The sequence below is a fragment of the Thalassoglobus polymorphus genome, from assembly GCF_007744255.1.
GTDB classification, from domain to species: Bacteria; Planctomycetota; Planctomycetia; order Planctomycetales; family Planctomycetaceae; genus Thalassoglobus; species Thalassoglobus polymorphus.
In genome coordinates this window covers 1,673,290-1,698,780 of the sequence record NZ_CP036267.1, presented here as the reverse complement: position 1 = coordinate 1,698,780, position 25,491 = coordinate 1,673,290, and the positions used below count along the sequence as shown (strand labels likewise).

Below are 25,491 nucleotides of genomic sequence, written 5' to 3'. Positions count from 1 at the left end.
GTAAAAAGGAAATCGTCCACGGTTTCACCCAAAGATGTTCGACCTATGAGAAAACTCCTCTGCATTTTAAGCCTGTTCTTGACTGGCTGCCACACGGCAGGTTGGTCAGGTGAATCTTGTGATACGAAGCAGATTCAGCCCCATCATAGTACTGGAATGTTTGGGAAAGGCGTAAAAGTTTGCGTGGGGCCGGACAAATGGAAAACAAAGCAAGTCGCTCACAGCCTGGCAAACAAAAACATGCCTCGTGGTGTTCATTCACGCGACTTCAAATCAGGTTTCCGGCAAGCATTCGAGGATGTGGCAATGGGAGCTTCAGGGGAAGTCCCGCCATTGCCTCCAAAGGCTTACTGGAAAGAGAAAAACCGCACATGCAATGGGCATGCAAGGGCTGACCAATGGTTTGCAGGGTACGCTGCAGGTTCGCAAGTCGCCTTGAATATTGGTTCACAGCGATTCCTCGACGTTGCCTCTGGGTCTTGCCATGCATGCCGAACTGAATTCACTCCGCCGTCGACGTACTACTGATGAAACAACAGAAAATCAAAATTCCTAGAGCATCTTTCGAATTGGTGTTCAGGTTCTGCCACGTGGCGAACAGCAATTTTATTAGAGAAACGCGTTCTTCACGGGGTCATGGTAGAGCAAACTGCTCTAGAACATTTTCGGAAATGATGTACGCATTCTGTCACGTGAAAACGAGTGCCCCAGAACAAGCACAGCACTCTGCGCGGACACAGGAAACACAAAAGTGTTCTATGCATCACAACACCGCCACGGAAGGTGAGATGAATAATTCTGCGAACATCGTTGGTCGCCCACTCAGAACTGGTAAGTGGCTTCGCCCACTGCAACTTGTCCTGATCGGCATGGTCCTCACCTGCTCCACTGGCTGTTCCATTCTCCATCCAGTCCGCGGAGTCCCAGCCTCGTATCTGCCGGATGAGTTTGAAGGCCCGCGCCGCAACGGCAAGCGGACCATCAACCCCAGCTTGCTTGTGCAAACGCCGCCTGCTCAGCACCGCGTCGCCGCTGGTGATGTTCTGTCAATCTATATCCCCGGTGTTCTTGGGCGCAAGGATACTGAAGTTCGGCAAGTCGGTGTCGAGCCTCCGATCAACCAACCGTACACCCCGGACGATGCTCCAACGATTGGATATCCCATCACGGTCCGTGATGACAACACAATTTCGCTCCCGCAAATTCCTCCGATCAATGTCAACCAAATGACGCTCGCTGAGGTCGAAGAAGCGGTCCGCAGAACGTACACCGAAGACTTCGATATTCTGAAACCTGAAGAAGCCATGATTCTGGTCAGCCTGCAAAGACCTCGGGTCCATCGTGTCCTCGTTGTTCGACAGGAAACTGGAAACGAACTGGCCAGTGGCGGAGAAGCTGGAACGATCAACATTGGTGTGTCGAAACGTGGGACAGCCCGAATCGTCACATTGAATGCTTACGAAAATGATGTTCTGCATGCACTGGCGACTGTAGAAGGGGTCGACGGACTCCCCGGACTCGATGCCGAGAATACAATCTACATCATTCGACGCCGAAACCAAAATTTCGGCACTGGAAATCCGGCAACAAACCCACACTGCCCACCTTCCCAATACACTCCTTCGCTCCCTCCGCAACAGCAAGTTCCAAGCCAGTATCAAGGCGGCCTTGGCAATCATTCCAAAAATCAAAATCAACGGAGTGTCCAGCTTGCAAGTGCAACGAATCATGCGCCGCAGTCGAGGCTGATGACTGCGGACTACCGCATCGGAGGGAATGAAAGCAACGCCGCCCCGTACAACATCCATTCTGTTGGGGGCCATTCTACTGGGGTCCGCACTGTGGGGCATTCGTTCGCCAATGTTGGAGGGGCTCAGCACTCCCCATATTCCTATCAACATGGGGCGAAACCTAATGGGGCGCAAGCTTCCCAAGCCACTCAGCCGCAAATGAACCGTTCGGCAGGTGGTTATCCAGTACCGCACAACATGTCACAGGCAGCACATCCATATGGGCGCCAACTGCCGCACGCGACGCCTCAAACGAACGTGTCGCAGAGCCAGACTTCACCGGCTCAAGCAGCGTTTCCAAATCCTGAACATCAACAAGTTCAGCCTGCTGGGGCAACGAGGATTCCACTTCCAGTTCCAGCCAACTCAAATGTTTTAGAGCCGATCCCGGATGACAGCCTTCACTGGTCGACAGCGCTCCAGCAATTCGATCCGACTATCGACAATCCCAACGTTATTCGAATTCCGATTCGACTGGCTGATGGAGAAATGCCCAACATCAGCGAAGAGATGATCACGCTGGAAGATGGAGACATTGTCTTCATCGAATCCCGCGAAACAGACGTTTTCTATACTGGCGGACTTCTCGGGGGAGGGCAGTATACTCTCCCGCGTGAATACGATCTGGGAGTCCTCGAAGCGATCTCCATTGCAGAAGGTCGGAACTCCGGCGGTGGTGGGAATTCGCGGTCCATCGGTGGCGTTTCTGCATTAAATCGCGACGTCTCCATCGGTGCCAGCCGCGTCATCATTCTCCGCACATTACCAACCGGTCAGCGGATCACTGTGGAAGTCGACCTCCACAAAGCGATGCGATACCAGGAGGAAAACATCCTGGTCCAACCGGGCGACATCCTGATGCTGCAATACACTGCGGGTGAAGCCATTGCTGCATTCACCCAACGCTACCTGCTCGAAGGAGCACTATTCAGTCTCGCAGCCGCACAGATGAACACGAACAACTGATGGTAGTTTCGCAATAGCTCTGTGTCGCACACCAACAAAGCGCGGCTAAAGCACAAAAGCTGCCACTATGGCACCAAACACCTGCTTGAGCCCGCACGCAAAGTGTGCCATTATGGCACACGCCAAGAGAGTTGCCTGACTCTAAATGACTGTTATGATTCACTTTACGGATTAATCAGTTTTCAGGAACGGCGATTGCTGAATGATCTCACCTCTCACGAAAGGAGATCAATTCTATGGCTATTCGACTCGATCAATTCACAACTAAAACGCAGGAAGCTGTCCAGAACGCGCACTCGTTCGCTCAAGAAAAAGGGCATCGACAGCTGACCCCTTTACATTTTCTGAAGGCGCTGCTGGCAGAGTCCGATGGGATTCCGCGAGCAATTCTGGAAAAAATGGGAGCCAACGCCTCCCAGATCCAAACCATGGTCGACAGCGAACTCGACCGGCTTCCGTCGTCGAGCGGTTCGAACCTCGAAATCGGGCCGTCACCGGAATCTGTTCAACTCTTCGAGGACGCTCAAAAGACAGCCTCGTCGATGCAGGATCAATACGTTTCGACCGAGCATCTTTTCCTTGCTCTCACAAAAGTTGAGAGCGCAGCGAAGCGGATGTTGCACCTGAACGGTGTCGAAACGAAAGATTTGCTGGAAGCAATGAAGTCAGTTCGCGGCGGGCATCAGGTGACTGACCAGCATCCAGAAGACAAATACCAAGCTCTCGAAAAGTACGGGAAAGATCTTGTCGAAATGGCTCGACAAGGAAAGATCGACCCAGTCATCGGTCGTGACGGCGAAATTCGTCGCGTCGTACAAGTTCTGGCTCGCCGAAGAAAAAACAATCCGGTCCTGATCGGTGAACCGGGTGTCGGAAAAACTGCAATCGTCGAAGGTCTGGCACACCGAATTGTCCTCGGAGATGTTCCGCAAAGCTTGAAGGACAAGCGTGTCGTCGCTCTTGACATGGGGGCCTTGATCGCCGGTGCAAAGTATCGGGGGGAATTCGAAGACCGCTTGAAAGCTGTCCTCAAAGAAGTTGAACAAGCGAGCGGTCAGGTCGTCCTGTTCATCGACGAATTGCATACTGTCGTCGGAGCCGGAAAAACCGATGGAGCGATGGACGCTTCGAACCTTCTCAAACCAGCATTGGCTCGCGGTGAACTCCACTGTATCGGAGCGACCACAATCGATGAGTATCGTAAGTACATCGAAAAAGACGCAGCACTCGAGCGACGCTTCCAACCGGTCCAGGTCAACGAACCTTCTGTCGAAGATACGATTGGAATCCTGCGAGGACTGAAAGAGCGTTACGAGAAACACCACGGAATCAAGATCCGCGATGCTGCACTCGAAGCAGCTGCGACACTTTCAGACCGCTATATCAATGATCGATTCCTGCCCGACAAGGCGATCGACTTAGTCGACGAAGCTGCCTCACGGGTCTCGATGGAGTTGAATTCAGTCCCGACTGAGATCGACGAAATCCAGCGAAGACTGACTCGCCTGGAGCTTGCCAGTCGGCAACTCACGGAAGAATCTGGCGAGAGCGTGGAGAAGGAACTCGCAGAAATCAACGAAGAAACCCAGTCACTCAAGCAAAAGCTAGCCAGCTTGAAAGAGCAATGGGAATCCGAAAAACTTGGGCTGGGCGATGTCGCCAACGTTCGTGAAGAGCTTGAAAAATTCGATCTCGAGTACGGACAACTCGAAGCGACCGTCCGCGACCAGCAATCGAGCGGCCAGTTGGTCGATGAGGCAGACTACCAGAGGTTATACGAGTTAGACCGCCAACGTAAGGCACTCCGCAAACAGGTCGACGAACAAGAAGTCGAACTTGTGGATGAGTCTCCAGATGACGATGCGAAGCCGAAACTTCTTCGAACCGAAGTCGGCCCCGAAGAAATTGCGCTGGTTGTCTCAGCTTGGACGGGAGTCCCGGTCAGCAGGATGCTACAGACAGAACGACAAAAGCTCCTGCAAATGGAAGACTTGATCCATCAGCGAATGATCAATCAGTCCGAAGCTGTCTCGGCGGTTGCCAATGCGGTCCGCCGTTCACGATCGGGAATGCAGGACAAGAATCGTCCGATTGGATCGTTCATTTTCCTGGGACCAACAGGTGTCGGAAAAACGGAGTTGTGTAAAGCTCTCGCTGAGTTCCTCTTCGATGACGAACGGAATATGGTCCGCATCGACATGAGCGAGTTCATGGAGCAGCATTCTGTGGCTCGACTGATTGGAGCCCCTCCTGGATATGTCGGATATGAAGAGGGGGGACGACTTACCGAAGCAGTGCGGCGTCAGCCCTATTCGGTCATTCTGTTGGATGAAATCGAGAAGGCGCACCGGGATGTTTTCAATGTCTTGCTGCAACTCCTTGACGATGGTCGCCTGACAGACGGGCAGGGGAGAACGGTCGACTTCACCAATACGATTGTGGTGATGACATCCAATATCGGCTCACAAGCGATTCTTGAACTTTCCGAACAGGGAGAAGAAGAGAAGATTCGCGAAACCTGCCTGGGTTCCCTGAAGCAGCACTTCCGGCCGGAATTCCTGAACCGTGTGGATGAAGTGATTGTTTTCCAACCGCTTCAGAGAACCGAAATCCGTAAGATTGTCGAGCTTCAAATTGGTCGCCTCGCTGCTCAGATGCGCGAGCATGGCTATGAACTGGAAGTGTCAGAAGATGCGAAAATGCTCATTGCCAACGAAGGTTACGATCCAACATACGGAGCCCGTCCACTGAAGCGTGTGATTCAGAATCGTTTGCAAAACTCACTGGCGAATGCCATCTTAAGCGGCGAATTCCCCGAAGGCTCAACGATTAAAGTTGATAGCCAGAACGAAGAGTTCACGTTCGCAAGCATGTGAAACTTTCAAGCGAGAGCCTGAACATCGCTACTCTTAAAAACGAGTTTTGCCGGACACTTCAAGTGTCCGGCAAAACATTCGTACTCTGATCATAATTCTGGACTTGTGCCTAATTTCCGCCTCCAAAGAAGCCTCCAGCTCCACCCGCCCCACCCGTTCCGGGGATGTCAGAGCGATCCCTTGCAGGCCAGTCGGGATTTTGTGGGCTTTTCTGCGATTGTCGTGCCAACTGATTCAACAAGATTTCGATTTGGCCATGCACTTTCTGACTTTGCATAACCACCAAGCTACCGTTTAGAAAACTAATGTCGCCGTTCCCACCCATTTCGCTCCAGGACTCTGGTTCGATTGTGTGCAACAGAACATCTGCCAAAGCTTCCGGGTCGTGAACCTGAAGTGGTCGAACATCGTAGACTCGTGTTTCGGTCAACTCGCCAGCCTTTACGTTTGTGGTGATCATCAAGACATCATTTTTGATCACGTATGTTAGCTCCAATGGTTCCAGCATGAGCTCGAGTCCGTTTCGCATTGAGACTCCGCTTACCGTCGCTTTGACTTCATCATCCACCGAGAGTCCTTCATTCGAAAGCTCTTCCTCGTCAATCAGAATCGGAATTTCATGTTGCTCACTCAGCAAAGCAGCGACATCCGAAAGCATGTTTCCAGGAAACTCAAAACCTACAATCGTTTCCAGTGCTGCCTCAATCTTTTCTTCAGCTGGGCTTTGATTATGCTCGACAGAGATCGCCGCCCCAGGATTCCCGTTTGCTTGAGAGAAGCCCATCATCTCATCCAGCTCTAATTCGAAGCGCATCGACTCGCCTAGAATTCCGCTGTGTTGAGATTTGAGCTGCCTGAGTTGTTCGAGTGCCTGGACCAACTCTTGTACGTTAGCAGTGGCTGCCCCCTCTCCTTCAGCCGATTGCTTTAACATCTCCTCCAACAACTTCTCGGTTTCCTGGAGTGCCTGGAACAATTCCAACAGTTGTTGATCAGAGAGTTTCGCACTCTTCGCCTCCATTCCGACTCCACCCGCACTTGAAACTCCTCCATACGATGCACCATCCGTCCCAGAAACACCGCTTCCGAATGCATCCTCACCACCTGATCCAAATCCTCCGATGTCGGCACCAAGGTCGGCACCAAGACTGTTGATGCCACGTTGTGCATCGCGTTCTTTCTGAGCTTGAATGCGTTGCTTGATCGTTGGTTTCGGCGATTGATCTTCAGCTCCAAACTGTGCAACAGCGGTGTCGATGCTGGCTCCTTGAGCTTTACTGACGTCTCCACTTCCGTCTTGTGCGAATCCGACATGGGACATCCAACCCGCTCCGGCAGCGATGGCCAGGCTACAGGTGAGAAACGCAATCTTGGTTGTTGTGAACATTGTCACTTCCTTTCCGGCGAGGTACACAGCTTCGGGAGAGCAGGCGGGGGTGAACGCTGTCCCCTGAAACGCTGCCAATCCGTTTTGTGCAATGGTGTGAATGAATTCTGGCCGAATTGCAGCCACCGCTTCAGTCTGAGACCAGCTCAAAGCAGCCAGTGCGGCTCCCAATCCAACGCCCCGTTTGGCGACTCGAAGCTGAAGTTCACGCTTTCCGCGCTTCATTCGCCCTTCGATCGCCCCCAAGGTCACGCCCAAAAATTGGGCGATCTCTTCATACGTTTTGCCTTGCAGAAAATGTAGAACTAATGGATCACGATACTGCTTCGGAAGACCCTGTAACTCTTCATCAAGCACTTGCTGCTCGAAAGTGGAATGGATCTCCTCGAACGTTTTTTCAGCGATTTCAAGTTCTGTCACCACATCGTTGACCTTTTCACGGGATCGACGTTTCAGTGCCTTTTTCGCAAGACGAATTGCCACGCCATGCAGCCACGAGCTTAAACTCTCTCGCCGCCGAATCTTCTTTGCATCCTTCGCCAGCAACAAAAACGTCGCTTGAGCGACATCCTCCGCAGAATGCCGATCACGAACAATACGGACAGCAACGGCGAAAACCATGTGACCATAGCGCTCGACCAGAGCTGTGAAGGCTGCCTCGTTTTTCAATTTCAAAAATTGAGACAGCAATTCCGCATCCGACACTAGAGCATCAGGCCCCGGGTCTTGGTGATTAGCAGGTTGTTTTGGATGTGAAAGAAGAGACATGACACCAGTTTAGTCCCCCTGAAAGACAATTCCGGGCGCTCATTTCTTGATTTTTTTTTATTTTCTTGAAACAAGCGCGAGCCAATCAGCCCCCCGAGTTGTCTCTTAATGACGTCCTGAGCAGATTTTATCAGGGAAAAGCTTGCCGACTCGGTCAATATTGATATGACTCAATGATCTCGAATCGACTTGCCAGAGCCAAGCGAAAATTCTATAACCACCATCACGCGAGAGTGGCGGAACTGGCAGACGCGCTGGATTTAGGTTCCAGTACCTTCGGGTGTGCAGGTTCGATTCCTGTCTCTCGCACTTTCTGACTTACGTTCAGACTCACGAAGACAAACCCTGACCGAACACCGGTCGGGGGTTTGTCAAAGTGTGAGAAATTTCGTGTTGTAAGTCTCCGAAAGCCATTCTCTGAGTGGACACGAATTGTGTCTCCGGGAATCCCAAGTTTTGCCGGGCACCAAGTTTTTCCGGGCACCATGTTTTTCTGGCACATGCTGAGCAAACTGGTCCGAAATCGCTTTCTCGATAAGCATTCTCGAATGAGTGCTCGCATCCTGCTTCATGCCGCGTTGAATCATCAACAGCCCACCACTCCTTGATGACATCTTTCACTCACTGACATCCGGAGTTGAAACTTCTTCGAGTCTTCCATTGTCGGCATCATTTCCCGAGTGCTTCATGAACAGGCTGAATGATGCGTTCTTCAACGCCGGCGGCGATTGGACCGGGGTGAAGGATTGTCGATGTGTAAATCAACGCACCGCCACCTTCGTAGCCCCCCTCTTTCAGGATTCGCTCACTCGGAAGATAGGTGAAAACGTCGTTGCTGTAACCGGCAACCCACATGTTTCGATCAGGAAATTCCCCTTTGAGCCGCAACGCGTAATCGACAACCGTTTCTCCGGGTAAGGCGACCAGAGTCAGTGAATCTCCAAACTGGAATGTTTGAACAAGCGTGGAGTAACTTGAGCGGAGTTTGCCTACGGTTTCGAGTTGATGCAGAAGCCTCTTCGCATGCAGTTGCGTGTACTGATTTCCAGTTGTCAGGCGTTTTTCGAGTTCTTCCCGTTTCGGTCCAGCTGCATATTTTACTTCGACTGGGCTCAAGGTCGTTTTGAGTGGTCCTGTCACTGCAATCGCCGGAGTTTCCAAAGCAGCTTCAACAGCGGTCGCTAAAGTTTTCCCGTGCGTCATTGCCAAATCGAGACGTCGACGCGGGTAGGGGTTCTGGTCTCCACCGCAACCCATTACAAACATCGCGACCACACCAGGGTGTGCTTTCTCAATTTCTGTTTGAGCAAAGCCCGCATAGTCTCCCGAAAACTCGAAGATCCCCAACGTTGTATTGTGGCAGGCATAGCCAAACAGAACTGTTGTCAACTTCCCGGCAGCATCTGTGATCTTCAAAACAGGAACATCGTGATCGACTGGCCCCGCAGGATTGGGACGATTGCGATAAGTCCCTCCGGAAGGTAAGCGACGATTCATTGCAAATGCGGCTCGTGCGCGATGGTACGTCAATTTGGATGGGACTGAGTTCTCAATCGCACCGCCGATCAGTTTGATCAGAGTTTGCTCCAGCTTCTGGTTGTAAGCGCGTGCATCAGCAACTTTCTCTTCATGAATGTCGATCACAATCTCTTCTGGAACACGGACAACCGGACCACAGTGCGTGTGCGAACAATTCAGCAAGACGGACTCCGAGGGAATCTGATAAAGCTCCTCAGCCTTGGCAGCGACGCGATCTCGGAGTTCACGTGGGACCGTGATGAGATCGAACGTCACAATCGCAGCTCGATGCCCCTCACCATCGTCCAGCACAACAGCCTTCGCGTATAGATCTGAAGCAACCCCCTCGGAAGGTTTCTTGCGAGATGCATAGCCCGCCATCCACGTTGACTTTTCTGGTGTGATGACGGCAAAGTCCGAACCGGCAGTCCAGTTTGTCTCACCGCAAACGTCAGTCACCACCATAAAAAAACAAACCAGAAGACTCATCCATTGCGAAAGCTTTCGCATCTTACTCTCCATTCAATTCAAAAAATATTTGCAAAGAATCTATCGTCTTGACGTGAAAAACATCCTCGTAACTTCAACCGAGAAGAAAAACGTGAGCCGAAAGGAAGAGGGGCAAAGCCAGCTCCCTGTCCCCTCAACTCTCGTGATTCAACATACCAAAAGGGACACTCTAAAGGACATTCCGACGTGACACTTTGATGACCATCAACGCGAGGTTGCCGCTCGCATACAGGCGTGCCGTTTGACGCAGCCAACTTAACGGTTGATAATACTTTTTGATAACCCACCTTTTAGAATCTGCCGAATATGTCCCGCCTGTTGATCACATTCCAGCTTCTCTTTTGCCTCTCCGTCTCGAATGCCGTTGCAGAGGAGGCTGCGGTTGATTTCCAAAAAGAGATTCGGCCGATACTCTCCCAGAAATGCTACAAGTGCCACGGACCGGACGAAGCGGCTCGGGAAGCCGATTTGCGGCTGGATACTTTCCTGGGGGCGACCGAAGATCGTGGAGGGTACAAAGCAATCACTCCGGGGAATCATTCTCAAAGTGAACTGTTCACCCGGATTAGTAGCGACTCTGATGATGATCGCATGCCTCCCGCCGAGTCTGGATTGCAACTGACGCCAGAGGAGGTCCAAGCTCTCAAAAAATGGATTCAGCAAGGAGCGGAGTACAAACAGCATTGGGCGTTTGTCGAACCGACCTTGCCGGAACTTCCGATGGTTTCACAAACTGACTGGTCGCGGAATCCGATCGACCGCTTCATTCTGGCAAGGCTGGAAAAAGAGAATCTCTCTCCGTCCCCCGAGGCTGATCGTCACAGTCTCGCACGACGTCTCTATCTCGATTTAACTGGACTCCCACCGACCATCGAACAACTCGATCAGTTCGTCAACAGTTCTGATCCACAGGCCTACGAAAAACTCGTTGACGAACTGCTGGCATCACCTCAGTATGGCGAACGCTGGGCGCGTCACTGGCTGGACCTGGCTCGCTATGCCGATACGAACGGCTACGAAAAAGATCGCCCCCGCTCGATCTGGCCCTATCGAGACTGGGTGATCAGTGCGATGAACAATGACATGCCCTTCGACCAGTTCACGATTGAACAACTCGCAGGAGACATGCTCCCCGACGCGACCACGGACCAATTGATAGCAACCGGTTTTCATCGCAATACCATGATTAACGAAGAGGGCGGAATCGATCCGCTCGAATACCGGTTCTATTCGATGGTCGACCGCGTCGCGACAACCGGAACCGTTTGGATGGGAATGACGATTGGCTGCGCTCAGTGTCACACCCACAAGTACGATCCGATCACACATACGGAATATTTCGCAATGATGGCTCTCCTGAACAATGCCGATGAGCCAGACCTGCTTGTTCATGACGATGCCATCGAGAAGGCCAGAGAGAAGAGACTTGACCAAATCACACAACTGAAATTAGAACTGGCCTCACAATTCCCACCCGCAGAAGGGGAGGGGAGCGAAGAGGAACGCCGAAAACGGAATCTCGAAACAAAATTCGCTGCGTGGTTGAATTCAAAAAAAGAACTCGCACGTGATTGGCAAGTCATCACACCTGCAAGCATGACAACGAATCTCCCACGGTTGGAACTGCTCGAAGATGGCTCGATCCTTTCGACCGGCGACATCACCAAGCGGGATGTCTTCGACTTAAAATTCGATCTCGCAAACTTCACACAACCGATCAGAGCCATCCGCCTCGAAGTTCTTCCAGATGAACGTCTGCCCGCACAGGGACCGGGACGTGCATACTACGAAGGTCGCAAAGGTGACTTCTTCCTCAGTGAGGTCACTGCGAAATCGGGCGGACAATCGATCAGCTTCCATGAAGCGTCGCACACTTTTGGAAAAATCAGTATCGGAAACGGAACCGCCGACGCTGCCAACGTGTTCGATGGTAATGGCTCGACAGGGTGGTCAACGTCCACTGAAGAAGGGCAACCGCATCATCTGGTCCTGAACCTTCAACAGCCTGCGCAGCCTCAACATTTGCTCGAATTGCAAATGATCTTCGAACGTCACTTCGCAGCGAGCTTGGGACGGTTTCGCTTTTCGGTGACTACTGAGCCTGGCATTGCGAAGGCGGTGCGGCTGCCGATCGATGTCATTGATTCGCTCACAAAATTGAATGGCGAAACTGACGAAGAATTGCAGACAACGCTTCTCGATCTATTCCTTGAAGAGACGCCCGAACTGGCTGAGGCGCGCAAGCCGATCAAGAATCTGGAAAACCAACTTCCCGGTTATCCAACCACAATGATTCTGCGGGAACGCCCCGAGGACAATCCTCGCATTACCCATCGTCATCATCGCGGCGAATACCTGACCCCGAAAGAGGTTGTCGCCCCCAACTTGCCGGCGATTTTCAGCACGTCCAAATCTTCTCCACGCAACCGACTTGAGTTTGCCCGATGGTTGGTGAGCGAAGAGAACCCGTTAGTCGGGCGAGTCACCGTGAATCGTCACTGGCAGGAAATTTTTGGTCGCGGGCTTGTTCGCACGAGCGAAGATTTCGGCACGCAATCCAGCTATCCAACACATCCTGAATTGCTCGACTGGTTGGCTGTTCGTTTCACCGACAAAAGCAGCAAGGGCCTGAACTGGTCCAGAAAGCGACTTCATCGACTGATTGTGACGAGCGCAACATACCGTCAGCGATCTACCATTTCAGCTGATCAGTTAAGGAAAGATCCTGAAAACCTGCTTCTCGGCCGAGGAGCACGATTTCGCATGAACGCCGAGATGATTCGTGATCTCGCCCTGCAAAGCAGCGGACTTCTCTCACTGAAACTGGGCGGCCCGAGCGTTTATCCGCCACAACCTGCAACAGTCTACGCAGCAGCTTACGGAAGTCCCAAATGGCCCGTTTCCAAAGGTGAAGACCGCTATCGCCGGTCGCTGTACACTTTCTCGAAGCGAACGGCTCCATTCGCAGCCTTCACCGTTTTCGATGCTCCGACCGGCGAAAATTGCATCGTCCGTCGAGACCGCAGCAACACTCCGCTTCAGGCATTAACTTTGCTCAACGACGAGATGTTTCTCGATGCAGCTCGAGCAATCGCGCAAGAAGAATTGTCCGAGCCTAAAAACGATCGAGAAATTGTCTCGGAGATGTTTCTCCGGATTCTGACTCGGCCGCCATCCGAAGAGGAAATGTCCGCACTAGTGACATTCACCAAAGAACAGAAAGAACGATTCGAAAGCGGAGCACTCGACTCGAAACAGTGGACTCAACTTGAGACGGCAACTCCCGAGTTGGCTGCCTGGATGATGACCGCACGCGTGATTTTGAATCTCGATGAAACTGTGACAAAGCCATGATCAATCAACACCTCGTCTCGCAAACACGCCGACAATTCTTCTCCGATTGCGGAGTCGGGTTGGGAAAAATTGCCCTCAGTTCATTGCTCGCACAGCAGGCATTAGGGCAGGGGACTGCCGCAGCGAACACCTTGAACGCTGCGAATGCTGAAAGATACCGGTATCCCGCGAAAGCGAAACGTGTGATTTACCTGTTCATGGCGGGAGCTCCCAGCCAACTGGAACTGTTTGATTACAAACCCAAACTGGTCGAACTGGAAGGCAAACCGATCCCTCCAGAGGTCATCAAAGGACAGCGATACGCATTCATTCAGTCAGACGCAGCCATCTTAGCTCCACGGTTCAAGTTTCAAAAACATGGAAGCAGCGGCGTTGAACTTTCCGAGGTCCTGCCGCATCTCTCGAAAGTAGCCGATGAGATTGCGATGGTTCGCTCAGTACATACCGAGCAGTTTAACCATTCCCCCGCTCAACTCTTTTTGAACACCGGCAGCCCGATTCCAGGACGTCCTGCCATTGGAGCATGGCTGAGCTACGGAATTGGGAACGAATCAAAAGACTTGCCAGCTTTTGTCGTTCTCAAAAGTGGCGGAAACCTCAGCGGGGGAGCCTCAATGTGGTCTCCCGGATTCTTGCCCTCTTCTCATCAGGGCGTTCCATTTCGGAGTCAGGGAGATCCTATTTTACACGTTTCGAACCCTGTCGGAATCGAAAACCAAGCACAACGAGCCTCTCTGGATTTAATCGAACAACTGAACCAGAAACAGTTTCAAAAAGTCGGCGACCCCGAAATCCAGACGCGCATCAGCGCCTATGAAATGGCATGGAGAATGCAGTCCGCTGCCCCCGAGTTAATGGACTTTTCAAAAGAAACAAAAGAGACGCTGAACCTGTATGGAATTGACGAAAAGAAACCGAACGAATTCGCCCGCAACTGCTTACTTGCTCGTCGACTCGCTGAGCGCGGGGTTCGCTTCATTCAGGTTTATCAATCAGGGTGGGATCACCATTCGAATGTGGAAGGGGGAGTCAAACGGCTCGCCGGGATGACGGACCAACCAGCAGCAGCACTCATCCAAGACCTGAAGCAACGAGGGCTGTTAGAAGACACACTCGTCGTCTGGGGTGGAGAATTCGGTCGAACGCCAATGGTCGAAGCGAGCGCCGCTCTGGGACGGACAAACGGACGTGACCACCACCCTCAAGCATTCACGATGTGGTTTGCGGGGGGAGGAATCAAACAGGGGGCCATTGTTGGAAAAACCGACGAGCTCGGTTTTTCAGTTGTAGAAGATCCCGTGCATGTTCACGATGTTCAAGCTACGATATTACACTTGCTCGGCATCGATCATGAACGACTGACTTTCACTTATCAGGGTCGCCCATTCCGGCTAACGGATGTGCATGGGCATCGAATTGATAAGATACTGGGTTGATGATCTAACGTAGAGAATCATGTTTAGGTGAATACCAGTTCGTGAGCATCACATGCTCGATGAATGATTGACTAAAGCGGTTTTGATAAAGGTGTAGCAGTCCTGTCGCGTGGCACACATCCAACCACCTGACAAGACGCTCAATTCGCGGACACAAGAAACACGAAAGTGTTCTAGAAACGGTGTCGCGGTCTCAGTAGTGAAATCGCATGTTTCGTAAACAAGGTGAACAGAGATGAGACCTTCAGAAGTTGCCAATCTTCAACAGCAAATCGTCTCCCGAACCCGTAGGGATTTCCTGCTCTCGTCAGCATCTGGTATCGGTGCAATCGGCCTGGGGTCGATGTTGGCTCAAGACGGACTGTTAGAGCCTGCGGCACTCGCTGCTGCTGAACCCGAGTTCTCCTCTCCACTGGCAGCGAAGAAACCACACTTCGAAGGGCCAGCTAAAGCGTGCATCTTCATCTTTATGGCGGGTGGTCCTTCGCAACTCGATTTATTTGATCGGAAGCCGGAACTCGTCAAACAGAACGGTCAGCCGTTACCCAAATCGATCTACGAGGGCGTTCGCTTCGCATTCCTCAAGCCCGAAACCGCTCGTTTGATGGGACCGATGAATCGAACGTGGAAAAAGCATGGCGAATGCGGGATGGAACTCTCCGACCTGCTCCCGCACATCGGAGGAGTCGCCGACGACATTTGCTTGATTCGTTCGATGTACTCAGAACAGTTCAATCATCATCCCGGGCAATTGCTGATGCAATGCGGTCGGGCTGAGTTCGGCTTACCAGTCATGGGATCCTGGCTGACATATGGACTTGGAAGCGAATCGGAAAATTTACCCGGTTATGTTGTTCTGACAGCTGGGAGAGGTTCATCAGGGGGAGCAACTCTCTGGCAAAGTGGCTTTCTCCCGAGTGTTTACGAAGGAGTCCTGTTTCGACCACAGGGAGAACCTGTCCTTAATCTGGAGAACCCGAAAGGGATTTCTATGGAGCTGCAACGCCGAGGGCTTGATGCGCTCAATGACCTGAACCAGAAACGTTACCAAACCATTCACGATCCAGAAATTGCCAGTCGAATTTCGAGTTACGAACTTGCCTTTCGGATGCAAACAGCTGCTCCGGAGTTGATCGATCTTTCCACCGAAACAGAGCAAACACTCGATGAATACGGAGTCAACCGGAAAACTCCAGGCAAGGGTGGGCGAGGTTCCTATGGTAGCGACACGTTCGGGACTTTCGCCCGAAACTGCCTGCTCGCCCGCAGGATGGTAGAACGGGGTGTTCGCTGTATTAACATTGTGCATGCTTCCTGGGATCATCACTCAAATCTTGATCCAGAACTGGACTTCAATGCCACCATGGCCGATCAGCCGATCGCTGCATTGATCAAAGACCTCAAACAGCGTGGACTCCTCGACTCAACAATGGTCGTCTGGGGGAGCGAATTCGGGCGGACACCGCTGGGAGAGAACCGAGGGGGGAATACAAACAATGTGAGCGGACGCGATCACCATCCGTTTTCATACAGCATGTTTTTAGCAGGGGGTGGCTTCCGAGGAGGACAGGTTTACGGAAAGTCCGATGAACTCGGCTGGGGTGTCGCAGAGAATCCGGTACATGCGAATGACCTGCACGCGACAATGCTTAACCGGTTCGGCTTGGACCACCTGCGATTAACTCACCGCTTCCAAGGCCGCGATTATCGTTTGACTGATGTGGCAGGCGAAGTCATCGAACCACTCATCACTTAAGACTCACGGGTTCGCTGACTGGAAAGACTTCAGATCACGCGAATAATTCTTGAACAACCTTCGCTTCTTCAGGACCGGTCAAGCGATGGTTTCTTCCTTCGTGGAAGTATGCAAGTTGCTCATGTGGAAGCCCGAGGAGATGTAGAATCGTGGCGTGCAAATCTCGGAAATGAACTTTTCCTTCAACGGATCGAGCCCCGGTCTCATTCGTCTTCCCGTGGACATAGCCTCCTTTGGTCCCCCCGCCAGCCATCCAGAATGTAAACCCTCTGTAGTTGTGGCCGGTCTCGTCTTTTCCGTTTTCCGGTGTCAGTCCAGGACGACCAAATTCCCCACCCCAGACGACAAGCGTGTCGTCGAGCATTCCACGCATTTCTAAATCATCCAGCAGGGCAGCAATCGGAGCATCAGTTGTTTTGCAATTCGCTTCTAGATCTCGGCGGTGATTTTTATGCTGATCCCAACTTCCGTGATTGACTTCGATGAACCGGACCCCGGCTTCCGCGAATCTTCTGGCAAGCAGGCATTGCCGCCCAAAATCTGTTGGTCGGCAGGTTCCAACGGAGAGCTTTTCTCCGACGCGATAACGCTGAATCGTTTCCTGAGTTTCTGAACTGAGATCAAGAATTTCAGGAGCGGTCATTTGCATCCGAAATGCGAGTTCCATCGACTCAATCACACCATCCAGCTGTGTATCATCCGGTCGTTGCGCCAGATGTTGACGATTCATCGCTTGTACGAAATCGAGTTGCTTTCGCTTCTTTGTCGGGGAGAGATGATCGCTGGAAATATCATTGATCATCGCCTGCGACATATCTTCACCGTTCACGCCAATCGGTGTTCCTTCAAAAATCGGCGGGAGAAACACGCTCGAATAGACAGAGGGTTTCGCTGCATTGAGACTGATGAATCCGGGCAGGTTCTGATTCTCCGTCCCGAGGCCGTAGTTGATCCAAGACCCCATGCTGGGTCGCTTGCGCAACTTTTCGCCTGTGTGAAGCTGTAAGAACGACTGCGCATGATTTCCAGTGTCGGCGTACATTCCGTTGATCATGCAAAGTTTATCCGCATGTCTTGCCATCTCAGGAACGAGCTCCGAAGCCCAGAGCCCCGACTCGCCATGTTGTTGAAATTTGTAGACCGATCCGGGATGCTTTTTCTTTCCAACTTGTGGTTTGTAATCAAACATATCCAGCTGAGCAGGGCCTCCGCTCATGCAAAGAAAGATCACTCGTTTCGCTCGTGCGGGGAGCGCGGGAGCCTTAGCGACCAGTGAACTACTCTCCGCGAGAAGTTGCTGTTGAAACAGCGATTGGAAAGCCAAGTATCCAAACCCGCATGAGGCGGACTTCAGCATGCTTCTTCTTGACCTGAACATTTCAGCCTCGCTTTACTCAATCTTGTGAACTCTCGATTCCAAATTTTCAACAACTCGCCACTTCCGGAGAATCCTCTCTCATTGGCAACCTGGTTGAAAACCGCTTTCAGTCGACATACCGAAATTCATTCGTGGCGAATAACCCCTGGCATAAGGTCGCCCACACCTCGGTGAGTTGTTTCTGCTGTGGGTCCGATTCTTTCTTTATCGACCTGATCAAACGCAATGCTTGCTCGATTTCGTAATCGGTCGGATTCCGCTGAAGAATCCGGCGAAACAGAAACGCCACCCGATCAGCCTCTTGCAGGGTTTTATCATTCAAAGAATACTCCGCTAGTGCGTACGATTGTTCGATCACAAACGGATTATTCAGCAAGTACAGGGTTTGGGTTGGTAAAACCGTTTCATCTCGGCGACCGGTCACTTTGATTCCATCTGGAAGATCGAAGGCTGCCAGTTCAGGAGGTGGAGAATGCCGGAGCATGCACAAATAGATGCTGCGGTGGTTGGTCTTTTTATGCAGATTTGTTGCTGCTCCGGGAGGCCAGTTGATGAGTGTGTCGATCTCATCAATGGCGGATCCGGCCTGTGGTGTGAGATCGAGTTTCCCACTGGCTTGAAGCATCCGATCACGGATTGACTCTGCATCAAGTCGCCGCCGCGAGTAGCGTGCAAAAAATGTATTTCCTGGATCAATCTTTGCGAGCAATTCGACGCACTGACTATCCTGCTGATAGGTGCGGCTGAGTACGAGCTGTCTGATTAATTTCTTGACTGACCATCCTTCTTCGACAAAACGGTTGGCGAGGTAGTCCAACAATTCCGGGTGAGATGGGCGTGCTCCGTAAACTCCGAAGTCGTCAACCGTCGCCACCAAGCCGTGCCCGAAAAGGTAGCTCCAAACGCGATTCACAAAAACTCGGGCAGTTTGTGGATGGTCTGGACTTGTCAGCCAGTTCGCTAATTCCAGTCGTCCACTTGCTTCCGCTGGGATGTTACTCGCCGCCGAGAAGTCGCTACGATTTGCGTCGACGAAATCCTGTTGATACGCCGTTAGAAATCCTCGTGGCACGACCTCACCAAGTTTGGAGGTTTGGCCACCGATATGAATTTTGGAGTCTTGCGGTTTTTCCTTTTCACGAACTCCCATCGCAAAGCCCAATATGGAGGGGCGCTGAGGTTGTCCGGAGGCGGTAAATAAAGAGTGCGCCGCTCCAGCGTCGAGTGCTTTGGAATAGATTGAGAACTCGGCCAGATTTCCATCTAACGGAAACATATTGTCGGTGCGGGTCGCCAGCGCAAACTCGCGGGACTCTCCAATGTTCGAAGGAATTTTCGCGTCAATTTCAGGTTTTACAGCCCCGTTTAGAAAGAGTTGCACCTGATTTTGTTTGCGAATGAGAACCACATGATTCCAGGTTCCGGGCGAGATGACAGTTGAGCCCGCGATAGAGACTTTATTCTGTTTGCCATTGAAGACGAAAAGTTTTCCTGTTCGCTTGGAATCGTGCTTCCCACCAATCCCCAAATGATCCCCAGCGAGATTGCTCTCTTTCCATTTGCCTCGCGAAAACAGATATGCGGTGATTGGACGTTCGGTATTCTTGATATTGTTTTTGAACCAAAAGGAGACCGTGTAATCCGTCTTTGAGCCGTCCGCTTCTGCGTCTTCTGCGTCTTCCTTCGCTGGTTCTGGTTCTGGCAACTCCCCTCGAATTGCAGCCTCTTTGAGTTTTGCGAAATTTTTCTTACTAAACTCTGCTGTTTTTCCCTCAATGTTGAGAGCTTCCGGTTTCTGCTGGAAGGAGAGATGAAGCTCTGGTTGGAGTTCATCAATTTTCGCAGAGTATGTTTTGGGGAACTGGGGCGCCGTCTTAAAATCGGACTTGCTTTTTGGATCCCAAACTGAGACCAGTTCATGCAGTGGTGTGGGGGGAGCTGTCAGACCCTGATTTCCAGCAGCCCCGTACAAAGTTTGTGAACTCTTAAAGATGCCAGCCATCGAATAGTAATCGCGTGTCGGAATCGGATCATGTTTATGATCGTGACAGCGTGCGCAGGCAACGCTCAGTCCCATAATCGCAGTGCTGACGACATTGATCTGATCGTCAACGACGTCCATGGCAAAATTTTTGTTCATCGCGACTGCAGGTTTGGAACCGATTGCCAGAAAACCGGTAGCGATGAGTTGTCGGTTTCGCTGTTCTGCGGTCCGAGCAGGAAGCAGGTCACCTGCGATTTGCTCGGTCACAAAACGATCGAACGGGACATCCTGATTAAAAGCATCGACGACGTAGTCGCGGTATCTCCAGGCATGTGGAAATGTTGCATTGCGTCCGAGTCCGTCATCGCCATTGGACTCTCCATAGCGAGCGACGTCTAACCAATGCCGTCCCCAACGGACCCCGAATTGCGGGCTCTCCAGTAAGCGGTCAACGAGTTGCTCGGTCGCTTCGTTTTTATTTTTCTCGTGCAATGCCGCGAACTCTTCGATCTCATCAAAGGTTGGAGCAAGTCCAATCAGGTCGCTGTACAACCGCCGAATCAATGTGCGTGGATCGGCGTCGTTTGTCGGGATGAGATTGTTTCGCTCAATTTTCTGAAGCACGAACCGATCAACCGGATCCCGTCCCCATGTTTCATTTTCCACAGATGGCAGTTCAGGCGTTGTGCGTGGAAGAAATGACCAGAGTGACTCTCGACCATATTCTTTCATCGGTGCTGAAGCTGAATCTGCTTTTGCGGAACGTGGATCGAACGCCCCTTGCTTCACCCAGGTGATGAAATCATTCACGACGGCTTCAGAAAGTGGCTTGTCAGGCGGCATTTCGATTTCATCGTACCGCAGAGCTTTAATTAGCAAGCTCTTTTCCGGGTCACCCGCGATGTGAACGGGACCGGTTAAGCCCCCTTTGAACATGCCCGCTTTTGTATCAAGCAGTAAATTCCCTCCCGGTTCATCACTTTCCACCGAATGGCATTCGTAGCAATGTTCGACAAGAACAGGGCGGATTTTGGTTTCAAAGAATTTCACCTGTTCCGGTGTCAGCTTGGCATCGTCTCCACGGGCAGAAGTCTGGAGCACTCCGAACAGGAACAGGGCCAACAGATAATAGATTCTTGAAGACATTTGAAATCAATTGAGGTAGGACTGGCAGGCAGGCAGGCGGGAATGTCATCATCGCTTACAAATCAGCAACTTGCAACATAAGTCTCCGTCGATATCAACAAATCTTTCAATCAGGCGAAATTTGCCTCCCCGAGAAACATTTTCACTAGAATCTCACCCAAAGCCCTTAAATAGCCGCTTTCTTCAACGTTCTTCGAGAGCGAATTCAAGTTTCAGAATCAGCTTTCACGAAACAGCGTCAGTCCTCCAACAGACTGCAATCACAAATTGAATGCAGGGACTACTTGACGGAATCCCCTCAGTGCCAGCCCATACTGACTGGCCTTGATTTCCTGCTTAGTGGCGAGGAGTCTCGGATGTCTTGAAAGCGAGCATTAGGACATCAAAAAAGCAGACGGAAATGCTTAAAAGGTGTCTCGGCAGGAGAGTTCGTTCAGTACGCCTTCAACGACTGGTTGCGGACAGGACCAGACGAGGAAGAACATCGCTTCACGAACAGCCAGTTCTGCTGGATGCCCCACCATGAATCCGGCCCCTTTGGTCACAGCCAGCACAGCTTGTGTAATTCGCAACGCAAGAGAGTTCGCCTGTTGACGAATCGCTGTCGGTGACAAACCTTCATCGCCGAACGTCTTGCCGAGGCTGGCTCGGTGAATCTCGGAACGGAGCACGTCGACTTCGTGTTTGAAGGAGTCTGCCTTTCCAATGAGATCGTCTCGGCGACTTGCTTCATCCTGGAGGAGTCTCAGCGATCGGGCGGACAGCCCCAAAGCGAGTATTGACGTTGTCAGCGAACCGGCTCCTCCTCCTTTGCCTTGGCTCATCACTTTTTCAATCGGTCCGGCGAGCAGAGATCGCTTCGGCACAGAAACATTTTCCAGCCGAATGGAAGTTGTCTCGCTGGCAGTGAGTGCCATGAGTTCAGCTTTGGGTTGAACTGAAACACCTGCAGAGGCTGTGGACATGGCAAGTAAAACCTGTTTGCCGTCGTTGCAAGTTCCTCCGGTTACGACGATGTCTGCTGCTGTGGCTCCAGTCACCCAGGGGATCATGCCATTGAGGACGAAGGAATCACTCTGCTCCTCAGCTTCAACTGCTGGCTTTGCGATGTGCTGGCGAGAAGTCGTCAAATGCGAAATTCCGACGGTCGCGAAGAGTTCGCCGGTTGCCAGACGAGGCAGCAAATCTGCTTTGAGCTCTTCATTCTCTGATCCGGCAATTCTTTGACATGCTCCGTTTCTTTGTGTGAAGGCAAAACACGTACTCAAACAGGCAGCGGCCAGCTTTTCGTATCCTTCAGCCAGTTCTGCTTGTGTGAGTTCTTTTCCACCAAACTCTTCCGGGATGAACCAATTCAGAACTCCAGCTTCAGCCATCCATTGAAATTGCTCCTTCGGCCATGCCTGTTGGGCATCAATATCGAGAGCATTGTCAGAAAGTTTTTTTAGAAGTTCGTCGAAGGTCGCAGTGTCGAAGGTCACAGTCAAATTCCATCCAAGAATGTTTAAAGCATTTCAATGTTGGTCGCGCCGGAGGAAATCGCACTCACGACATCAAAGACAGCTCACCACAAAGCAGAACCTTGAGACCAATGGTTAAGACCGATATTGGCTTGGCTCTGGCCGAACACATGAAGTTTCCGGCAAGAAAGTATTCTCTGAGAACTGTTGAACCAATGCAAATCATCGATCCACTCTCCAGTGCGAGAAATCATTCGTCAGACCGGACATTCTTGATGTGTAGCAACTGCGACAACTCACTTGGAAGCCGAACGGAGTTCCCATATCCTACCATCTGCGAACAATTTGGCATCAACGCGATGCCACCGTATCTGAAACTTCTAGCGGAGCGAGCAAGGTGTCTGAACTGGGACTTGCAAATTTCAAAAAAGAGCGTGATTTTCTTATCGGAATCGACTCGGATGGCTGTGCGTTTGACTCAATGGAGATCAAGCACAAGGAATGTTTTATTCCAAACTTCATCAACCATTTCAGCCTTCAGCCGATCTCGAAATACGCTCGCGAAGCAGCAGAATTCACCAACTTGTACTCCAAAACTCGCGGAGCCAACCGGTTCCCAGCTTACCTGCTGGCACTCGATTTACTCGCAGAACGCCCAGAAGTTCAGCGACGCAATGCAAAATTGCCACAACTTCAAGGTGTTCGTGATTGGGTCGAGCGCGAATCGAAACTCGGCACGAAAACAATTGGACCGGAAGCAGAAAAAACAGGCGATCCTGACCTGAAGCAGGCCTACGCCTGGTCGAAAGCAGTCGATGACACCGTCAACGAGATGGTACATGGCGTCCCACCATTCCCGGGGGTGCGTGAAGCTCTCCAGAAGATGGGCGAACAAGCAGATTTGATTGTCTGTTCAGCGACCCCGAACGGGGCTCTTCAAAAGGAGTGGGCTGAACATGATATTGATCAATACGTGAAGTCCATTTGTGGACAAGAATCAGGGAGCAAAAAAGAATCCCTGACGACCTGCAAAGAGATGGGCTACGCTCCTGAAAAGATGCTCATGATCGGAGATGCTCCCGGAGACATGAAGGCCGCTCAGGCTGTCGGAGCACTCTTCTACCCCATCAACCCCGGTCACGAGGAAGAGAGTTGGGTTCGTTTCCTTGACGAAGCCTGCGAGCGATTCTTCTCAGGAACTTACGCGGGCGACTATCAGGCGAAGTTGATCGCAGAGTTCGACAAATACTTGCCAGAGCAGCCACCCTGGAAGTAGCCAAAGAGCCTCGTTCCAGAGTATTTTCGCTTAACGATGTCCGTGTCCTGTCTTGTGGATTTGTGCGATTTTTCACATAGAACCCGTCCGAAAACCTCTGAAATAGCTGCTTTCCACAACGTTTGAGAGAGAAATTTCAAGTTTCAGGATCAGTTCTAGAAAGCACTCTCCAAAGACATCAGGATTACAAAAATGTTCTAGCAGTACACTTCCGAGTGTGCTGCTAGAGCAGCTTGAAACTATGTAGGAAGTCTCCGTCAATCGGGTATTGTGGAACTGTTTTTTTCACCACCCCGATCTCAGGAGACGACTATGTTTTACGTTGGATTAGACGTTCACACAACACAAATTACGGTTTGCGTCCTCAAGAACAACGGAAAGGTTCACAAGCGATGGACGGTTCGCGAGCTCAAGCAGTTGATCGAAACGCTTTCCAAGCTGACCGAGCCGTTTCAGGTCTGTTTCGAGGCGAGTTGCAATTACGGCTGGCTGTCCGAAGCACTCAAGAAAGTGGCTCTGCGGGTGGTGGTCGCGCATCCCGGACAACTCAGATTGATCTTCAGATCGCACAAGAAGAACGACCGCAACGATGCCGAAAAGCTCACCAAGCTGTTGTATGTCGATCAACTTCCCGAGGTCCATGTCCCACCCGCCGACGTCCGGGCGTGGCGGGAACTGGTCACCTTCCGCAAGCGAACCATCGAAAAGCGAACCCGAGCCAAGAATGGAATTCGAGCCTTGTTAAGATCATTGGGAATCAAAGCTCCCACGCGACCTGGTCTCTGGACCAAAGCAGGGATGCAGTGGCTCAAAGAACTGACATTCGAACAATCGCTGCTGGCAATAAAACGAGACATACTTGTCCAGGAAATCGATTTTTTGACAACGCAGGTGCAAAGGCTCGAAACCGAATTGAAAAAATTCTCCCGGGACAACCCTGCTGTCTTTCAGCTGCAATCGATTCCGGGAGTTGGCCTGCGAACCGCCGAGACAATGGTCGCATTCATCGACGATCCGCATCGCTTCAAAAGCAGCAAACAGGTGGGAGCCTACTTCGGTCTGGTTCCGACCCAGGATCAATCGTCGGACAAGAACCGCCTGGGACACATCACTCGACAAGGCTCTGCGGCAGCTCGTGCGATGTTGACCGAAGCCGCCTGGCAAGCGATCCGCCGATCGGCAACGGTCCGAGCCTACTTCGAGAGAATTCAACGCGACGATCCGGCACGCAAGAAAATTGCCTTGGTGGCGACGTCACATTACTTGTCACGAGTCATGTGGGCGATGCTCAAACATGGCACACTTTGGAAAGAGGCCGTTCCTGCGGTCAGTGCCTGAGCCCGACTCGAGCTCAGCAAAAGAGACCGTCCCATTCACCGCACCATCACCTGGGTCTCAATTTGAGTTGCAGACCCAGGCCAGGGCGAGGCGAAAGGGACTCACGCAAGATCATTTTATAGTAAAATCACAGCAGTAGAGTGTTCAGAGTTTCACGTCGAGATGGAGAGTGGGATTGCAGTTGGATCCCGTGGTAGAGCATGGTCTTCGAGACCGTCAGTTTGAATGGGACCGACCGAATCATGTCTATTGGCGCCTCACTTCGGTGAGTGATGCCGGATGGATGCCTGGAAAATCCCGCAATCGTCTCACTCCCGACTTGACAGAAACTTCCTCATGGATGCTCTACTGCCTGCTCATGAAGAACGCATTTCTCTAGCAAAAATGACGTTCGCCACGAGGCAGATCCTGCAAACCAATTCGAAAGATGCTCTACGCTTCTTTTTCGTATAGACTGAACTTCTGAAGAAAATTATTCTTTACGGAATTGTCTGATTCGCTGCAAAATGACAATCGAACTCACAATTCGATTCAGGGGCAATTTTCAT

At 51.5% G+C, this 25,491-nt stretch carries 14 protein-coding genes and 1 tRNA gene; 10 read left to right on the top strand and 5 right to left on the bottom strand.

All coding sequences use genetic code 11. The annotated features are described in order from the left end of the window. Positions 1-45: 45 nt before the first annotated feature. From Mal48_RS06290 to clpB, 3 genes are all read left to right on the top strand, one after another. Entirely contained in the window at positions 46-528 is a 483-nt protein-coding gene (locus Mal48_RS06290; RefSeq protein ID WP_145197180.1) for a hypothetical protein, read from the top strand. 260 nt (positions 529-788) lie between these two features. Beyond that, the gene (locus tag Mal48_RS06285) at positions 789-2,756 is read left to right on the top strand and encodes a polysaccharide biosynthesis/export family protein (RefSeq protein WP_145197178.1); all 1,968 of its coding nucleotides are present in this window, start codon (positions 789-791) and stop codon (positions 2,754-2,756) included. A 236-nt stretch (positions 2,757-2,992) separates the two neighbouring features. Next, positions 2,993-5,632, top strand: a complete 2,640-nt coding sequence (clpB, locus tag Mal48_RS06280; protein WP_145197176.1) for an ATP-dependent chaperone ClpB — start codon at positions 2,993-2,995, stop codon at positions 5,630-5,632. A gap of 109 nt (positions 5,633-5,741) precedes the next feature. On the opposite strand, the gene Mal48_RS06275 is transcribed toward clpB, so the two are convergent. Continuing rightward, the gene (locus Mal48_RS06275; RefSeq protein WP_145197174.1) at positions 5,742-7,787 is read right to left on the bottom strand and encodes an RNA polymerase sigma factor; all 2,046 of its coding nucleotides are present in this window, start codon (positions 7,785-7,787) and stop codon (positions 5,742-5,744) included. Between the two features lie 227 nt (positions 7,788-8,014). Between Mal48_RS06275 and Mal48_RS06270 the strand changes: the two genes are divergently transcribed. Continuing rightward, positions 8,015-8,096: transfer RNA gene (locus Mal48_RS06270), tRNA-Leu, on the top strand. A 360-nt stretch (positions 8,097-8,456) separates the two neighbouring features. On the opposite strand, the gene Mal48_RS06265 is transcribed toward Mal48_RS06270, so the two are convergent. After that, the gene (locus tag Mal48_RS06265; RefSeq protein ID WP_197442104.1) at positions 8,457-9,815 is read right to left on the bottom strand and encodes a neutral/alkaline non-lysosomal ceramidase N-terminal domain-containing protein; all 1,359 of its coding nucleotides are present in this window, start codon (positions 9,813-9,815) and stop codon (positions 8,457-8,459) included. Positions 9,816-10,121: 306 nt separating this feature from the next. On the opposite strand from Mal48_RS06265, the gene Mal48_RS06260 reads away from it, so the two are divergent. The 3 genes from Mal48_RS06260 (at position 10,122) to Mal48_RS06250 (ending at position 16,361) form a co-directional block, all read left to right on the top strand. Further along, positions 10,122-13,169 (top strand): PSD1 and planctomycete cytochrome C domain-containing protein, encoded by a 3,048-nt coding sequence (locus tag Mal48_RS06260; RefSeq protein WP_145197172.1) that lies wholly within the window; start codon positions 10,122-10,124, stop codon positions 13,167-13,169. Further along, positions 13,166-14,605, top strand: a complete 1,440-nt coding sequence (locus Mal48_RS06255) for a DUF1501 domain-containing protein (RefSeq protein WP_145197170.1) — start codon at positions 13,166-13,168, stop codon at positions 14,603-14,605. The genes Mal48_RS06260 and Mal48_RS06255 overlap by 4 nt, the downstream gene beginning before the upstream one ends. A 235-nt stretch (positions 14,606-14,840) precedes the next feature. Further along, positions 14,841-16,361 carry a DUF1501 domain-containing protein gene (locus Mal48_RS06250; protein ID WP_145197168.1) on the top strand — a complete coding sequence of 507 codons (1,521 nt, stop codon included), beginning with the start codon at positions 14,841-14,843 and terminating at the stop codon, positions 16,359-16,361. Positions 16,362-16,395: 34 nt separating this feature from the next. On the opposite strand, the gene Mal48_RS06245 is transcribed toward Mal48_RS06250, so the two are convergent. The 3 genes from Mal48_RS06245 to Mal48_RS06235 form a co-directional block, all read right to left on the bottom strand. Continuing rightward, positions 16,396-17,718 (bottom strand): DUF1501 domain-containing protein, encoded by a 1,323-nt coding sequence (locus tag Mal48_RS06245; RefSeq protein ID WP_231739936.1) that lies wholly within the window; start codon positions 17,716-17,718, stop codon positions 16,396-16,398. Positions 17,719-17,845: 127 nt separating this feature from the next. After that, complete coding sequence (locus tag Mal48_RS06240; RefSeq protein ID WP_145197164.1) at positions 17,846-20,869, bottom strand: DUF1553 domain-containing protein; 3,024 nt, start codon at positions 20,867-20,869, stop codon at positions 17,846-17,848. A 404-nt stretch (positions 20,870-21,273) separates the two neighbouring features. Next, entirely contained in the window at positions 21,274-22,350 is a 1,077-nt protein-coding gene (locus Mal48_RS06235) for an acyl-CoA dehydrogenase family protein (RefSeq protein ID WP_197442103.1), read from the bottom strand. Between the two features lie 376 nt (positions 22,351-22,726). On the opposite strand from Mal48_RS06235, the gene Mal48_RS06230 reads away from it, so the two are divergent. The 3 genes from Mal48_RS06230 to Mal48_RS06220 all read left to right on the top strand — a co-directional run bounded on the left by Mal48_RS06230 (position 22,727) and on the right by Mal48_RS06220 (position 25,322). Beyond that, positions 22,727-23,605 (top strand): HAD family hydrolase, encoded by an 879-nt coding sequence (locus Mal48_RS06230; RefSeq protein ID WP_231739935.1) that lies wholly within the window; start codon positions 22,727-22,729, stop codon positions 23,603-23,605. A 312-nt stretch (positions 23,606-23,917) separates the two neighbouring features. Next, positions 23,918-24,943, top strand: coding sequence for an IS110 family RNA-guided transposase (locus Mal48_RS06225; protein ID WP_145197159.1), 1,026 nt, complete (start codon positions 23,918-23,920; stop codon positions 24,941-24,943). 175 nt (positions 24,944-25,118) lie between these two features. Next, entirely contained in the window at positions 25,119-25,322 is a 204-nt protein-coding gene (locus tag Mal48_RS06220; protein ID WP_145197157.1) for a hypothetical protein, read from the top strand. Positions 25,323-25,491 lie beyond the last annotated feature (169 nt).

Coding starts and splice junctions, on each gene's coding strand:
- Mal48_RS06275 (WP_145197174.1), bottom strand. CDS start 7,787: ATGTCTCTTCTTTCACATCCAAAACAACCTGCTAATCACCAAGACCCG.
- Mal48_RS06290 (WP_145197180.1), top strand. CDS start 46: ATGAGAAAACTCCTCTGCATTTTAAGCCTGTTCTTGACTGGCTGCCAC.
- clpB (WP_145197176.1), top strand. CDS start 2,993: ATGGCTATTCGACTCGATCAATTCACAACTAAAACGCAGGAAGCTGTC.
- Mal48_RS06245 (WP_231739936.1), bottom strand. CDS start 17,718: ATGCTGAAGTCCGCCTCATGCGGGTTTGGATACTTGGCTTTCCAATCG.
- Mal48_RS06265 (WP_197442104.1), bottom strand. CDS start 9,815: ATGCGAAAGCTTTCGCAATGGATGAGTCTTCTGGTTTGTTTTTTTATG.
- Mal48_RS06240 (WP_145197164.1), bottom strand. CDS start 20,869: ATGTCTTCAAGAATCTATTATCTGTTGGCCCTGTTCCTGTTCGGAGTG.
- Mal48_RS06285 (WP_145197178.1), top strand. CDS start 789: ATGAATAATTCTGCGAACATCGTTGGTCGCCCACTCAGAACTGGTAAG.
- Mal48_RS06255 (WP_145197170.1), top strand. CDS start 13,166: ATGATCAATCAACACCTCGTCTCGCAAACACGCCGACAATTCTTCTCC.
- Mal48_RS06250 (WP_145197168.1), top strand. CDS start 14,841: ATGAGACCTTCAGAAGTTGCCAATCTTCAACAGCAAATCGTCTCCCGA.
- Mal48_RS06225 (WP_145197159.1), top strand. CDS start 23,918: ATGTTTTACGTTGGATTAGACGTTCACACAACACAAATTACGGTTTGC.
- Mal48_RS06260 (WP_145197172.1), top strand. CDS start 10,122: ATGTCCCGCCTGTTGATCACATTCCAGCTTCTCTTTTGCCTCTCCGTC.